This is a genomic window from Novosphingobium capsulatum NBRC 12533, from assembly GCF_001598375.1.
Taxonomy (GTDB): Bacteria; Pseudomonadota; Alphaproteobacteria; order Sphingomonadales; family Sphingomonadaceae; genus Novosphingobium; species Novosphingobium capsulatum.
Genome location: NZ_BCYV01000005.1, coordinates 314,343 through 329,548, shown reverse-complemented (window position 1 = coordinate 329,548; position 15,206 = coordinate 314,343). Strand labels below are relative to the sequence as shown.

The 15,206-nt window shown below is 65.7% G+C and carries 13 protein-coding genes; 10 read left to right on the top strand and 3 right to left on the bottom strand.

Features of this window, described 5'->3' with window-relative positions:
* Positions 1-19 precede the first annotated feature (19 nt).
* The 8 genes from SCA01S_RS03160 to SCA01S_RS03125 all read left to right on the top strand — a co-directional run bounded on the left by SCA01S_RS03160 (position 20) and on the right by SCA01S_RS03125 (position 9,337).
* Positions 20-2,146, top strand: a complete 2,127-nt coding sequence (locus SCA01S_RS03160) for a TonB-dependent siderophore receptor (RefSeq protein WP_062782769.1) — start codon at positions 20-22, stop codon at positions 2,144-2,146.
* A gap of 5 nt (positions 2,147-2,151) precedes the next feature.
* The gene (locus SCA01S_RS03155) at positions 2,152-3,402 is read left to right on the top strand and encodes a PepSY-associated TM helix domain-containing protein (RefSeq protein WP_062782766.1); all 1,251 of its coding nucleotides are present in this window, start codon (positions 2,152-2,154) and stop codon (positions 3,400-3,402) included.
* Between the two features lie 93 nt (positions 3,403-3,495).
* On the top strand, positions 3,496-4,692 hold the full coding sequence (crtY, locus tag SCA01S_RS22065; protein WP_062782763.1) for a lycopene beta-cyclase CrtY: 1,197 nt from the start codon (positions 3,496-3,498) through the stop codon (positions 4,690-4,692).
* Positions 4,693-6,171, top strand: a complete 1,479-nt coding sequence (locus tag SCA01S_RS22060) for a phytoene desaturase (protein ID WP_062782760.1) — start codon at positions 4,693-4,695, stop codon at positions 6,169-6,171.
* Entirely contained in the window at positions 6,168-6,749 is a 582-nt protein-coding gene (locus SCA01S_RS03140; RefSeq protein ID WP_022676345.1) for an LOG family protein, read from the top strand. The genes SCA01S_RS22060 and SCA01S_RS03140 overlap by 4 nt, the downstream gene beginning before the upstream one ends.
* 4 nt (positions 6,750-6,753) lie before the next feature.
* A complete protein-coding gene (locus tag SCA01S_RS03135; RefSeq protein ID WP_062782757.1) occupies positions 6,754-7,734 on the top strand; it encodes a phytoene/squalene synthase family protein in 981 nt (326 codons plus the stop codon).
* Between the two features lie 65 nt (positions 7,735-7,799).
* Entirely contained in the window at positions 7,800-8,594 is a 795-nt protein-coding gene (locus tag SCA01S_RS03130) for a cytochrome b/b6 domain-containing protein (RefSeq protein ID WP_245652424.1), read from the top strand.
* Positions 8,591-9,337, top strand: a complete 747-nt coding sequence (locus SCA01S_RS03125) for a molybdopterin-binding protein (protein ID WP_062782754.1) — start codon at positions 8,591-8,593, stop codon at positions 9,335-9,337. The genes SCA01S_RS03130 and SCA01S_RS03125 overlap by 4 nt, the downstream gene beginning before the upstream one ends.
* Here the strand turns inward: SCA01S_RS03125 and SCA01S_RS03120 are convergent.
* The 3 genes from SCA01S_RS03120 to pgi form a co-directional block, all read right to left on the bottom strand.
* Positions 9,334-10,359 (bottom strand): NAD-dependent epimerase/dehydratase family protein, encoded by a 1,026-nt coding sequence (locus tag SCA01S_RS03120; protein WP_327195811.1) that lies wholly within the window; start codon positions 10,357-10,359, stop codon positions 9,334-9,336. The genes SCA01S_RS03125 and SCA01S_RS03120 overlap by 4 nt on opposite strands.
* A 100-nt stretch (positions 10,360-10,459) precedes the next feature.
* Entirely contained in the window at positions 10,460-11,818 is a 1,359-nt protein-coding gene (gene gorA / locus SCA01S_RS03115) for a glutathione-disulfide reductase (RefSeq protein ID WP_062782751.1), read from the bottom strand.
* A gap of 120 nt (positions 11,819-11,938) precedes the next feature.
* A complete protein-coding gene (pgi, locus tag SCA01S_RS03110; protein WP_062782749.1) occupies positions 11,939-13,465 on the bottom strand; it encodes a glucose-6-phosphate isomerase in 1,527 nt (508 codons plus the stop codon).
* A gap of 160 nt (positions 13,466-13,625) precedes the next feature.
* Between pgi and lepB the strand changes: the two genes are divergently transcribed.
* The gene (gene lepB / locus SCA01S_RS03105; protein WP_245652423.1) at positions 13,626-14,519 is read left to right on the top strand and encodes a signal peptidase I; all 894 of its coding nucleotides are present in this window, start codon (positions 13,626-13,628) and stop codon (positions 14,517-14,519) included.
* Complete coding sequence (rnc, locus tag SCA01S_RS03100; RefSeq protein ID WP_412103062.1) at positions 14,474-15,193, top strand: ribonuclease III; 720 nt, start codon at positions 14,474-14,476, stop codon at positions 15,191-15,193. Before lepB ends, rnc begins: the two co-directional genes overlap by 46 nt.
* Positions 15,194-15,206: the final 13 nt, after the last annotated feature.

Here is a 15,206-nt window from a genome sequence, read left to right as displayed (position 1 = left end):
TTCAGGAAGGATTGAGACCATGGCCCCCACGCATTTGCGCCACGCGATGCTGGCCTGCGGCGTTTCGCTGGGTGTGCTGGCGGCGGCGCCCGCCCATGCCGACAGCACTGCGGACGCCGCGAGTGCCAGCGCCAGTGATGCCGACGCTGGCCGCACCATTGTGGTCAACGGCGAAAAGGGGGAGACGGTGGCAAGCGGCGCTACCGGCCTGGCGCTATCCTTGATGGATACGCCGCAATCGGTCAGCGTGGTCGATCGAAAGTTCCTGGATGACTTTGCGCTGGACGAAACCAACCAGCTGCTGCGCTACGTTACGGGCGTCAATGTCGATCAGGTGGAAACCGAGCGCACATACTACAACGCGCGCGGGTTCGACATCGTCGACGCGATGATCGACGGGATCAGCCTGCCCAATATCTGGGGCCCGACGATCGGCGCCCAGGATTCGGTGATGTGGGACAACGTGGAAGTGGTGCGCGGGGCCAACGCGCTGCTCACCGGCGCAGGCAATCCTTCGGGCACGATCAATTATCACCGCCGCCATCCCACCGGCCAGCGCCATATGTCGGCCGAGCTGTCCTATGGCTCATGGAACAAGAAGCGCGCCGAGGTGGACCTTGACCTGCCGCTGACCGCCGATGGCAAATGGGCCGTGCGCGTCACCGGCGCGGCGCAGGACGGCGATTCCTACCTGCGCAGCTATCACCACAGCCGCACCGCGATTTCCGGCGTTCTGGATGGCGAAATCACCCCCAACCTGCATCTCTCGGCCGGCTATATGCGCCAGGATGGCAAGTCCACCGGGGTGATGTGGGGCGCCCTGCCCTTGCAGGACAGCAAGGGCAACCAGCTGGAGTTTGACCGCAGCGCCTCTACCACGATGGACTGGACCTATTGGAATACGCATGACCAGACCGCCTATGGCCAGCTGACCTGGGATTTCGCCCCGGGCTGGAGCGTGCGCGCCCATGTCACGCGCAAGTACCACAACGAAGATTCGCGGTTGTTCTATGTCTATGGCACGCCAAAGCAGGACAGCCAGACCGGCGCCTGGGGCGGGCTCTTTGGCAATCCCGGCGCCTATGCCCCCGTCGCCAAAGGCTGGATCTATGACGGCACGGTACAGGGCAGCTATCGCCTGTTCGGCCGCGACCAGCAGCTGACGCTGGGCGTGCAGCGCACGGTGGGAACCTATGAATACTATGGCCGCGCCGTGCCTGACAGCGATCCTGCCTGGGCTCAGATTCGCGGCCTGCCCGGCAGCTGGACCGGACAGGAAGTCGCCCTCCCCGCCTATGGCGCCAGCGTGCAGCAGGAGCATACCGAAGATCGCCAGTGGCGCCTGCGCGGGGCATCGGATGTATCGCTGACCCAAAAGCTCAGCGTGCTGCTGGGCGCCAGTTACCTTGTCGAAAAGACGCGTGGGATCAGCTTTGGCGCCAGCACCGACAAGAATGAAAAGGCGCTGAGCCCATTCGTCGGCGTGACCTACAACGCCCTGCCCGGCGTCAATCTCTATGCCAGCTATTCCAGCATCTTTGCCCCGCAGGCCAATCTCGACATCGACCGCAGGCCCTTGGGCGCGGCCAAAGGCAAGAGCTATGAAGCCGGGCTCAAGGCGCAGACACCGGGCGGCGGGCTGTTTGGATCGGTCGCCTGGTTCCGCGCCGAACAAAGCAACCTGGCCGATGCGGGCGCTTACGACACGGCCACCGGCCAGACCCTGTACAACGGCATCCGCGCCGTCAGCCGCGGGGTAGAGGCCGAAGTGGGTGGCAAGCTGACCTCCACGCTCACGATCCAGGCCGGCGCCACCACGCTCAAGATGGACGATGGCGCGGGCAGGCAAGTGCGTACGTATGTGCCGCGCAACACCGCCAACCTGGCGCTGCGCTGGAATCCCATCGCGCCGCTGCAACTGGGCGCGGCGGTCAAGTGGCAGGACACGATCTATTCCGGCACCGTGCGCCAGGGCGATTATGCCACGCTGCAATTGCAGGCCGGGTATAAATTGAACGAGAACGTTCAGTTCAATTTCAACGTCGCCAATGTGACCAACCACAAGTACCTGACCAGCCTGTATTGGACGCAGGCCTATTACGCCGCGCCGCGCAATGTCACCGGCTCTGTCCGTGTGACGTTCTGACCGTCATGGCGCTTCCCGGCCGTCCGTTCTGGGTGATCGTCCATCGCTGGGCGGGGCTGACTCTTGCCCTGTTCCTGGCGGTGGCGGGGCTCACCGGATCGCTGTTGCCGTGGTTCGAGGAACTCGACGCAGCCACGGCGCCAGCGATGCAGAACGCAGCCCCGCCCCGCCCTGGCATGGCAGCGCTTGATCCGCTGGCGGTGCGCGCCGGGCTGCTTGCCCGCCATCCCGCGGCGCGGGTCGATTTCGTCTACCTCACCCGCCTGCCCGGCCGGGCCGATCGGCTCTATGCCACCTGGCCCGACCCCAGGACCGGCCTGGAACGGCGCGATCGGCCGGATTGGGACGATGTCTTCCTCAATCCCTGGACCGGCGCCGAGCAGGGCCATCGCCGCAATGGGGACGTGCGCCAGGGCATCAAGAACCTGATGCCGTTCCTCTATCGCCTGCACTATTCTCTGGCGCTGGGCCCATGGGGCCTGTTCGCCATGGGCGTGGCAGCGCTGGTCTGGACGGCGGATTGCTTTGTCGGGTTCTATCTCACCCTGCCGCCCGGCGCGTTGGGCAAAGGCGGCCTGTGGCGTCGCTGGCGGCCCAGCTGGAAAGTGCGCCGGCCCACCAGCAGCTACAAGCTGACATTCGACCTGCACCGCGCCGGTGGGCTGTGGCTCTGGCCGATCCTGCTGGTCTTTGCGCTGTCCAGCGTCTCGTTCAACCTGCCCCAGGTCTATCGCCCGGTGCTTGGCCTGCTGGGCGGGCAGGATGACGAGGCCCTGCTGGAAGCGTCTGCCCTGCCCAGCCCGCGCTGGAACCCCGCGCTCGATTTCCCCGCCGCCGCGCGACACGGGGCGGCACTGGCGCAGCAAGAGACAGCGCGGCGCGGGCTGTCCTTGCGCCCGGATGGGCGGGCCTGGCTATGGTACATTCCGGCAACCGGGCTCTATGTCTATGGCGTCAAGTCTTCGGCTGACATCACGCCGGAAGGCGGCGGCACGCGGATCGCGTTTGATGGCAACAGCGGCGCGCTGCGCCACGTCTCCGTGCCTACCGGAGCCCAGGGCGCGACAACGTTCACCACCTGGATTGTCGCGCTGCACATGGCCCATGTCGGCGGGCTGGCATGGCGCATTGCCGTCAGCGTGATCGGCCTTGGCATCACGGTGCTGTCGGTCACCGGCGTGTTGATCTGGCTGCGCAAGCGATCGGCCCGCGCCGGCCGCCGCTTCAAGGCTGCGGCCCGGCCGGCTCCGGCATGACATCAACACTTCGCCGCGGAAAAGCGCCGTGCATTGCTGACAGGCCCTTAGGGGCGGTTGCATGGTCGCGCCGCCTGGCCTAACGCCATGGCAATGAGCATACGCCATGCCGACATCGCGATCCTGGGCGGGGGCCTTGCCGGGGGATTGATCGCGCTCGCCCTGCGCAAAGCCCGCCCGGATTGCACCCTGCTGCTTGTCGAACAGGACCATGTGCTGGGCGGCAACCACGTGTGGTCCTTCTTCGGATCAGACGTGGGCAAGGCCGGGCGCGAGTTGCTGGCGCCGATGGTCGTTGGGGCGTGGTCGGGATATTCGGTGCGCTTTCCGCAGTATCGCCGCGATCTCTCGACCAGCTATTATTCGATGACCTCGGCCCGCTTTGACGCCACGATCCGCGCTGCCTTGCCGGCTGACGCGATCGTCACCGGCGCACGCGTACTCGCCGCCGGCACCGGCGCGGTGACCCTGGCCGATGGCACCCGGATCGAAGCCGGCGCAGTGGTCGATGCGCGCGGCATTCGCCTGCAGGGGCAGCTTTCAGGCGGCTGGCAAAAATTCCTCGGCCAGCGCGTCAAGCTGGCGCAGCCCCATGGCCTGATCAAGCCGATCGTCATGGATGCCACGGTCGAACAGGTCGATGGCTATCGCTTTGTCTATTGCCTGCCGTTTGGCGATGACGAGATCTTCATCGAAGACACCTATTACGCCGACAGCCCGGCGATCGATCACCCCGCCCTTGCCGCCCGCATCGCCGATTATGCCCGCAGCCAGGGCTGGTCGATCGTGGAGGTGTTGCACGAGGAACAGGGCGTTCTGCCCGTGGTTTCCGCCGGCGATTGGGACGCGTTCTGGCGCTCCTCAGGTGGACAGATCGCCCGCGCCGGTACGCGCGCCGGCCTGTTTCACCCGGTGACCAGCTATTCCGTGCCCGAAGCGGTGCGTTTTGCCCTGGCCGTGGCGCAGCAGCCCGATCTGACGCACGAGGCGCTGGCCGGTTTCAGCGAACGTTGGGCCAAGCGCCACTGGCAGCGCAACAGCTTTGGCCGCCTGCTGTCGGCCATGCTGTTCCAGGCAGCAGAGCCGTTGGCACGCTATCGCATGATGGAACATTTCTATCGGCTGGATACCCGGCTGATCGAACGCTTTTATGCCGGACGCAGCAGCTTGCTGGATCGCGCCCGGATTTTTGTGGGGCGGCCCCCGGTACCGATTTCGCGCGCCCTGGCGGTGCTCGCCGGATCGGGCGCCCGGCCGCGGCCTCTCACTTTGGCAGGGATGCGCAAGTAAATGAAAAGAGCATGCGTCATCGGCGCCGGTTTTGGCGGCTTGGCCCTGGCTATCCGCCTGCAGTCTGGCGGCATCCAGACCACCCTGATCGAAGCGCGCGACAAGCCCGGTGGCCGCGCCTATCACTGGCAGCGTGATGGCTTTACCTTTGATGCCGGGCCCACGGTGATTACCGATCCGGCCTGCCTGGAAGAGCTATGGGGCCTGAGCGGGCACAAGCTGTCGGAAGATGTCGAGCTGATGCCGGTCATGCCGTTCTATCGGCTGAACTGGCCCGATGGCACGAACTTCGATTATTCCAACGATGAATCCAGCCTGCGCGCCGAAATCGCCAAGATTTCCCCGCGTGACGTGGCCGGCTACGAAGAATTCCTGGGCTATTCCGCCGGCGTCTTCGAAGAAGGCTATGTCAAGCTTGGCGCGGTGCCGTTCCTGGATTTTGCCAGCATGATCAAGGCCGCGCCGGCCCTGGCGAAGTACCAGGCCTGGCGCTCGGTCTATTCGATGGTGTCAAAATACATCGAAAGCGAAAAGCTGCGCGAGGCGTTCAGCTTTCACACGCTGCTGGTTGGTGGCAATCCGATGAACACCAGCGCGATCTATGCCCTGATCCACAAGCTGGAAAAGGATGGCGGCGTGTGGTGGGCCAAAGGCGGCACCAACCGCCTGATCGCCGGCATGCTCACCCATTTCCAGCGCATCGGCGGCGAAGTGCGCATGGGCGATCCGGTGGTGCGGGTCGAAACGCTGGGTAACCGCGTGACCGGCGTGCACACCGCCAGTGGCTGGCACGGCAATTTCGATGCCGTCGCCTCCAACGGCGATATCATGCACACCTATCGCGATCTGCTGGGCGACAGCGCCACGGGCAAGAAGCGGTCGCGCGCGCTCAAGCGCAAGAAGTTCTCGCCCAGCCTGTTCGTCGTGCACTTCGGCATCGAAGGCACCTGGCCGGGCATCCCGCACCACATGATCCTGTTCGGCCCGCGCTATAAGGGCCTGCTCGACGATATCTATCAGCACGGCGTGCTGCCGCAGGACTTCTCGATCTACCTGCACCATCCCACCGTGACCGATCCGTCCGTCGCGCCCGAGGGGATGAGCACGTTCTATGCCCTGGTCCCTGTCGCCAACATGGGCAAGCTGCCGGTGGACTGGGCCGAAGTTGGGCCGCTGCTGGAAAAGCGCATCCTCGATGAAGTGGGCCGCCGCCTGATCCCCGACATCCACAGCCGCATCGTCACCAAGTTCCACTATGCGCCTACCGATTTCGCGGCCGATCTTTCCGCCTATCAGGGCGCCGCGTTCAGCCTCGAGCCGTTGCTCACGCAAAGCGCGTGGTTCCGCGCGCACAACCGCGATGACGATATCGCCAATTTCTATCTGGTGGGTGCCGGCACGCATCCAGGCGCAGGCATTCCCGGCGTGGTCGGCAGCGCCAAGGCCACGGCGCGGCTGATGCTGGAGGACCTGCAGTGAAACGTATCGCCGTCTATTGTGGATCGGCCAGTCCGGCCGACCCGCGCTATGTCGCGCTGGCTGCCGATGTCGGCCGGCAGCTGGCCGAACGCGGCATCGGCGTGGTCTATGGCGGGGGCCGCCTGGGCCTGATGGGCGCCGTGGCCGATGGCGCACTGGCCGCTGGTGGTGAAGTGATCGGGGTGATCCCCCAGGCGCTGGTCGGTGCCGAAGTGGCGCACCATGGGCTGACCCGGCTTGACGTGGTGCCCGGCATGCATGCGCGCAAGCAGGCTTTCGTCGATCTGGCCGATGGTTTCCTCACCCTGCCCGGCGGCGTGGGAACGATGGACGAATTGTGGGAAGCGATCAGTTGGGCGCAGCTTGGTTATCATGCCAAGCCGGTGGGCGTGCTTAACGCGTTCGGGTTCTATGATCACCTGCTGGCGTTCAACCGCCACATGATCGAGGTCGGCTTCATCCGCCCGGTCCACGCCGGGATCATGGTGGCCGAGCACGAGCTTGACCTGCTGCTGCAGCGCATGGCCGCGCACGAGCCGCACCGCCCGATCATCGCGATGCAGGCCTCGGACCTCTGATCCCATGACCCTGGCCGCTCCCGATCGCGCCGCGCTGGTGGCTGCCGCGCGCGACACGATCCGGCGCGGCTCGAAAAGCTTTGCCGCCGCCTCCACCCTGTTTGACCGCGTCACGCGTGAGCGGGTCTGGCTGCTCTATGCCTGGTGCCGCGCGTGCGACGATATCGTCGATGCGCAGGACATGGGCGGCGCACTGGGTGACCAATCCGGCGCGGCCGAACGGCTGGCGCTGGTCCGCGATCTGACCGCGCGGGCCATGGCGGGCGAGCCGACCGGCAACCCCGCGTTCGATGCGCTGGGCCTGGTCGCGCGCGAAACCGGCCTCACCATGGCCATGGCCGAGGCGGTGATCGACGGCTTTGCCTTGGATGCCGCCGATTGGCAGCCGCGTACCGAGGCAGACCTCATGCGCTATTGCTGGCACGTGGCGGGCGCGGTGGGCGTGATGATGGCGGTGGTCATGGGGGTTTCACCCGATGACGATGACACCCTTGATCGCGCGGCAGACCTGGGCCTGGCGTTCCAGCTGGCCAATATTGCCCGCGACCTGGCCGAAGACGATGCCGCCGGTCGCTGCTATCTGCCGGCCGAATGGCTGGCCGAGGTTGACCTACCGCCGGGCGAGCAGCTCAAGCCGCAGTACCGCGCCACGCTGGCCATCCTGGCCCAGCGAATGTGCGCCATGGCCCAGGCCCACGAATGCTCTGCCCGCATCGGTGCCGGCCGGCTGCAACCGCGCCAGCGTTGGGCGATCCTGGCCGCCGCCGGCATCTATGGCGACATTGCCCGCAAGGTGGCGGCGCGTGGCGATCGCGCCTGGCACAGCCGCACCGTGGTGTCGGGCAAGGCCAAGCTGGCGTGGATTTTCCGCGCCGGCTGGCAGGCGCTGCGCCCGGTGCCGCCGGCATGCCGAGAGAGCGCGCTGGCCCGCCGCCACAGCCGGCAAAGCCTGATCGCCCTGGCGCAGGCCCGCCCCTGGGGTTGAAGCCTCGCGCGTCGTTCATCGATCAGGGGATGACCCCGGCCGCAAACACGGGCATGATATCGGGCATGGAGCGATCCCCCCTTATCCTGCGCATTCGCTGGCCGGTGCGGCTGTGGCACTGGATCAACGCGCTGACCGTGTTCATCATGCTGATGAGCGGGATGATGATCTTCAATGCCCATCCGCGGCTCTATTGGGGCAAGTTCGGCGCCAACTTCGACAAGGCCTGGCTGGAAATCGGCAACCATGGCGCGCGCGGTTTTCTCGCGCTGGGCGGCCATGAATGGCCCACCACCGGCGTGATCGGCTATGCCCAGGATACCGCGCTGGCGTTTCCGCCCCTGGTAACGCTGCCCACGCATTACAACCTGTCGCTGGCGCGCGGATGGCATTTCCTGGGCGCGTGGATGCTGGTGATCAGTCTGCTGGGCTTCCTCGCCTATGCGCTGCTTTCCGGCCATTTGCGCCGCGATCTTGGCCTTTCGCGGGAAGAGCGGCGGCCACGGGCGCTGCTGCACGACGTTACCGAGCATCTGCGCCTGCGCCTGCCGCGCGGAGAGGCGGCGCGGCATTACAACCCCTTGCAGAAGATCGCCTATCTTTCGGTGCTGCTGGGCGTCTTGCCGCTGATCATCGCCACGGGTCTGGCCATGTCGCCGACGATGAACGCTGCGTGCCCATGGCTGCTGACGCTGCTGGGTGGCCGACAGTCTGCCCGGTCGATCCATTTCCTCTGCGCGCTGGCGATGGCGCTGTTCATTGCCGTGCACCTCGCCATGGTAGTGCTGGCCGGGCCATTCAACGAGTTGCGCGCGATGATTACCGGCTGGTATCGCCTGCCACCGGAGCGCCAGCCATGAGCGGGTTTTCGCGGCGCGGCCTGCTGGTCGGATCGGGTGGGCTGCTGCTGTCGGGGTGCGATCGCATCACCACCTCGCCCACGGCCAAGTCGCTGCTGTCGCTGGGCGAAAAGGCCAGCCGCAGCGCACAGCGGCTGGTCGCCGGCAATGCCCTGGCGCCGGAGTTTTCCGCGGCTGACATTTCGCCGGTGTTCCGCGTCAACGGCAATACCCGGCCCACGGCAGCGGCCTATCTCGCGCAGGTGGAGCGCGGCTTTGCCGATTGGCGGCTGACCGTCGATGGCCTGGTGGCAAAGCCGATGGCGTTTAGCCTGGCGCAACTGCGCGCCCTGCCCCAGCGCACCCAGATCACCCGCCACGATTGCGTGGAAGGGTGGAGTGCGATCGCGCAATGGACCGGCGTTCCGCTCGCCCTGCTGCTGCACGGTGCCGGCGCCCTGCCCCAGGCGCGCTATGCCGTGTTCCACTGTGCCGACGATTTTTCGGGCAAGCCCTATTACGAATCGATCGACCTGGCCGAGGCGCTGCATCCCCAGACGATCCTGGCCCACACCATGAACGGGCAGCCGCTCTCGGTCGGCCATGGCGCACCGCTGCGCCTGCGGGTCGAACGCCAGTTGGGCTACAAGCAGGCCAAGTATGTGATGCGGGTGGAACTCGTCGCCAGCCTTACCGGCCTTTACGGCGGCAAGGGCGGGTACTGGGAAGACCATTCCGGCTATCAGTGGTGGGCGGGAATCTAGGCCGCCACCACCCGCGTTTCGATCAGGCTTTGTGCGCAATCGGTGATCGTCTGTTCCACCGGCCGCGTTGCCCAGCCCAACCGGCTGAGCGCATGGCCAGCATCGGTATCGCGCACATTGCCAAGTTCGCCGGTCACCTGCCGCACCATCGGATTGACCAGCGCCAGGGCGTGGACCATCCAGTCGGGCACATGGCGCAGCGGCACGCGCCGGGCCTTCTGGCCCAGTTGCTGACGCAGGATGCGGGCAATGTCGATCATCTTGAGGAACGGGCCAGAGGCGATGAAGCGTTCGCCATCGATCCCCGGCTCGGTCAGGGCGCGCACATGCAGCGCTGCCACGTCGCGCACGTCGACCACGCCAAAGCCAAGATCGGCGCAGCCCGGCACCGCACCAGCCAGCAATTGCCGCACCAGCTCGATCGAGGTGGAATAGTCTTCACCCCACACCGGCCCCAGTACCACCGACGGGTTGATCGAGACGAACTCCATGCCGCGCCCCTCGCGCGCGATCCATTCGCGCGCCGCGCGTTCGGCCAGGGTCTTTGACTTGGCATAGGCATGCACGCCCGGGCCATCGGTGTCGGTCCGGTCCGCCTCGGTAAACCGGCGGATGCCCTTGCCGTGGCCATAGACGATCGCCGCCACCGACGATGTCTGCACGAACCGTTCCACCCCGGCAGCACGGGCAAAGCGCAAGGCGCGCAAGGCCCCTTCGCGCGCCGGCAGAATCAGTTCATCTTCCTGGCGCGGGGCTTGTACGGTGATGGGCGAGGCGACGTGGCAAACGTGGCTGCACCCGTCCATCGCCGCGCGCCAGCCCTTGTCGTCCATCAGATCCGCTTTGAAAAACCGCAAGGTGGCATAGCTGCCGCCAAGCTGGGCACGCAGCTGCGCTTCGCGTGCAAGATCACGCACCGTCGTGTTGACGGTCCATCCCTCGTCCAGCAACGCCCGGATGATATATCCGGCGATATAGCCCGATCCGCCCGTGACCAGCACGGTGCCGCCGATCTTGTCCATTGATTCCGCCCCCAGCCCTCTCCGCCTACAGCCTATCGTACCGGCGGCGCAGTTCAACGGGCATCTTTGGTTAATGCGGAATCCCGATGCGCCAAGTGGGTCAGCGCATCAGGACAAGTTCCTCGGCCATCGATGGATGCAGCGCCACGGTGGCATCGAAATCGGCCTTGGTCAGCCCGGCTTTCACCGCAATGGCAGCAGCTTGGAGCACTTCTGGTGCCTCCGGCCCGATCAGGTGTACGCCCAGCACCTTGTCGGTCTGCGCATCGACGACCAGCTTGTAAAGCCCGCGCTCGTGGCGGTGGGCGAAGATGTTCTTCATCGGGCGGAAGTCAGAGGTGAAGACCTTGACGTTGCTGCCCAGCATCTCGCGGGCCTGCGCTTCGGTGAGGCCGACACTGGCCAGCGGTGGCTGCGAAAAGACCGCGCTCGGGATGCAGTCATAGGCCACGCGCGTGTCCTTGCCGCCAAATACGCGATCAGCAAAGGCGTGCCCTTCGCGAATGGCGATGGGCGTCAACTGCACGCGGTTGGTCACGTCACCCACCGCAAAGATGCTGGGGCACGATGTCTGCGCGGTGTCGTCCACGCGGATTTCGCCATGTTCGCCAAGTTCGATGCCGGCGTTTTCCAGGCCCAGCCCGTCGGTCTTGGGACGCCGGCCGGTCGCGACCAGCACCGCATCGGCGCCAAGCGGATCAGGCTGGCCCTTCATGTGCACGTTGAGGCAGCCGTCCTCCAGTCGCTCGACACGCTCGATACCGCAGTTGAACTTGTATTCGATGCCGCGCGCCATGGTGATCTGCAGCAGGCGGTCGCGCAGCGCCGCGTCGTAGCCGCGCAGGATCGTCTCGCTGCGGTTGACGACCGTAACATGGCTGCCCAGCGCATTGAAGATGCCGGCAAATTCCAGCGCGATATAGCCAGCCCCGGCAATCACCACGCGGCGCGGCAGCTTTTCCAGGCTGAATACCTCGTTGGAGGTGATGCAATGCTCGGCGCCCTCGAACGGCGGCATCACCGGCCAGGCGCCCACGGCCACCAGGATATACCTGGCGCTGATCTCGCGCCCGCTCGCCAGCTTGACGCTGTTGGGGCCGGTGATCGTGGCGCGTTCGAGGAAATGCTCAACCTTGTTGGAATTCAACGTGTTGGTATAGGCCGCGTTCAAGCGGTCGACATCCTTGGCCACCGCGTCGCGCAGCGTCGGCCAATCGAACGTCATCTTCTCGACGGTCCAGCCATAATTGGCCGCGTCCTGCAGTTCCTCGGCGAAGTGTGATCCATAGACCAGCAGCTTCTTGGGCACGCAGCCGCGGATCACGCAGGTGCCACCCACGCGGTATTCCTCGGCCACGGCCACCCGCGCGCCATAGCCGGCGGCGATACGGCTGGCGCGCACCCCGCCCGATCCGGCCCCGATCACGAACAGATCATAGTCGTAGGCGGGTTCGGTCATGGCACGGCCTTTTTGCTGCTGAATCGGAAACTGGCGCCGGATATGGCAACGATGCCCATCCGGCGCCAGCCCTGGCGTAGCGATTATCTGCGCCGTTTATTCAATTAGGCAGGCTAACGTTCACTCCACGCCGATGCCGGCTTCGGCCAGCAGTGCTTCGGTGCTGGGATCAAAGCCTTCGCCGCCACCGGCATCGATCTTCTTGGCAATCGCCTTGCCCAGTTCCACACCGAACTGATCGAACGGATTGATGCCCAGCAGCATCGCCGAAACGAACACGCGGTGTTCGTGGAAGGCGATCAGCGCGCCCAGCGTGGCAGCGTTGAGTTCGTCGCACAGGATCGTTGCCGAAGGCCGGTTGCCCGGATAGGCGCGCGCGCCATCCTCGCTCGCCTGGCCCGCCATCAGCGCGGCGCCCTGGGCAAAGCAGTTGGACAGCAGGATCTTGTGATGGACCGGATCAAGATCATGGCCCGGCACCTTCACGGCCAGGAAATCCACCGGGATCAGGTGGGTGCCCTGGTGCAGCAGCTGGAACACGGCATGCTGCGCGTCGGTGCCCACGCCACCCCAGGTGATCGGCGCGCTCGGGCGGGTCAGCGGCGTGCCATCGGCCAGCACGCGCTTGCCGTTCGATTCCATTTCCAGTTGCTGGAGATAGTCGGGCAGCAGCGCCAGGCGCTCGTCATAGGCAAAGACCGCGCGGGTCTGGCAGCCGCGCGCCTGGGTATAGAACAGGTCGGCAAAGGCGGCACGCACCACCACGTTTTCACCGATCGCGGCGTCGCGGAAATGTTCGTCGATCGCCTTGGCACCAGCGAGGAATTCAGCGAAAGCCTCGTTGCCCAGGGCCAGCGCCACCGGGAACCCGATGGAGGACCACAGCGAATAGCGCCCGCCCACGGTTTCGGAAAACGGCAGGATGCGGGTTTCGTCCACGCCCCATTCCACCGCCTTTTCCGGCGCGGCGGTCAGCGCCACGACGCGGCCATAGGGATCGGCCACGCCGCCTTCGCGCAGCCATTCCAGCGCGCTGTGGGCATTGGTCATGGTTTCGGTGGTGGTGAAGGTCTTGGACGCCACCGCGATCAGCGTGGTGGCCGGATCGCACTGCTTCATTGCCTGTTCCAGTGCGCAGCCATCGATGTTGGACACCACGTGCACGGCCACCTTGGCCTCTTCGCGGGCCAAGGCGTCGATCGCCAGCGCCGGGCCGAGCGCGGAGCCGCCGATGCCGATGTGGATCAGGCTCTTCACCTCGCCCAGCACGCCTTCGTGGATGGCTTCGACCAGCAGCGCCATGCGCGCGTGCAGGGCCTGGGCTTCTTCCACGCTGGCTTCGGCGCCCACGCCGCGCTGTGCGGTGTGTTCGGCGGCGCGGCCTTCGGTGTTGTTGATCTTGGCGCCAGACAGCAGCTCTTCACGCTTGCCGGCAAAATCCGTGGCCTGTGCCAGCTGGGCCAGGATCGCCTCGACGTCGGCCGAAAGATGGGTCTTGGACCAGTCAAAGCGAATCGGGCCACCGGGCAGGTCGAGCGTGGTGGCATAGCGCTCGAGACGGGCCGGATCGGCAAACAGCGCGGCGAGCGTTGGCACCTCCAGCGTCTCCAGTGCGTGCCACAGCGTGGCCTGGTCCTGTGCTGCCATTGTCTAACGTCCTTTTTCGCGGTTGCGGGATGCGCCTCTCATGCCCGCTTGCGCACAATCTTCCAAGCGGTGGCGTGGCTCGACGAACGGATCGTGCAAACGTATTTGCCTCGGGCTATGGCACGTGCATTCCTGCTTGACGGATGCCTTTGCCCTCCACATGACCCAGCCGATGAACGAAACGCCCGAACCCGCCAATCCTGCGGTGGAAACGCCTGTGCCGCCCGCGGCCGCGCCAACTCCCGCGGGCGCGCCTGCCGCCCCGGCGAAAAAGCAGAAGAAGGAAGACAGCTTCCCGGTGTTCCTGGTGAAGCTGGTGCTGATCGTGGCGATCTTCCGCAGCTTCTTCTTCTCGCCTTTCAACATCCCGTCGGAATCGATGCTGCCCCGGCTGGAAAACGGCGATTATCTGCTGGCGGCCAAGTGGCCCTACGGATTTTCCAAGTATTCCCTGCCGTTCAGCGTGCCGTTGCTGCCCAAGCGCATTTTCGCCAGCCAGCCCAACCGGGGTGACGTGGTGATCTTCAAGGCGCCCCCGGGCAACGACGTCGATTATATCAAGCGCGTGATCGGCGTTCCGGGCGATACCGTGCAGATGATCGGCGGCGTGCTTCACCTCAACGGCAAGGCCGTGCCCAAGGTGAAGGTTGCCGATTTCGTGATCAAGGTTTCGGCCAATACCGAGTGCATCTCGCCCGATTTTGCCGTGACCGAGGCCGATGGCACGCAGACCTGCCACTATCCGCAGTTCCAGGAAACCCTGCCTGGCGGCAAGACCTACAACGTGCTCGACCTGGGCTATCGCCCGCAGGACGATACGCCGCCCGTGGTCGTGCCTGAAGGCCGCCTGTTCCTGATGGGTGACAACCGCGACAACTCGATGGACAGCCGTTTCCCCGCGATCGAAGGCGGCGGCATCGGCCTGGTGCCGCAGGACAACCTGGTTGGCCGCGCCACGATCGTGATGTGGTCCACCGACGGTTCGGCCAACTGGTTCCTGCCGTGGACCTGGTTTACCGCGCTGCGCTGGAACCGGATCGGGGGCATGTTCTGAGCACGCCCCTTTCCCCCGAAACCGCCAAATTCCTGGCGGAACTGACCCAGGCGCCGGTTGCACAACCGGCGCTTTGGCATGAAGCGCTCACCCATGGTTCGCTGGGCGAGGCGCGCGATTACCAGCGCCTGGAATTCCTGGGCGATCGCGTGCTGGGACTGGCCGTGGCCGAATGGCTGCACGAGGCCAGCGATGCCGCCGAAGGCAAGCTGTCGCAGCGGCTCAACGCCCTGGTCAGCCGCGAAACCTGCGCCGATGTGGCCCGCGCATTGGGCGTGCCGGTGCATATCCGCCTGGGCAAGCAGGCCCGCGACGATGGCGGGGCCGACAGCGACAACATCCTGGGCGACGTGATGGAAGCGCTGATCGGCGCGCTGTTCTTGGAACGCGGCTTTCCCGCCGCGCGCGATTTCGTGCGCCGCTGCTGGGATAAGCCGATGCGCACCGGCGCCGGGCAGCGCAAGCACCCCAAGGCCGCCTTGCAGGAATGGGCCGCCGGCAACCGCCGCAAGCCCCCGGTCTATAGCCTGGTCAGCCGCGATGGCCCCGATCATGCCGCGATCTTTACCGTAAGCGTAGAGGTCAAGGGCGTGGGCCTGGCGGAAGCACGCGGATCGAGCAAGCAGGAGGCCGAAACGGCCGCTGCGCGCGATTTCCTCAAGCAGTTCGCCTGACCGCACGCACGAC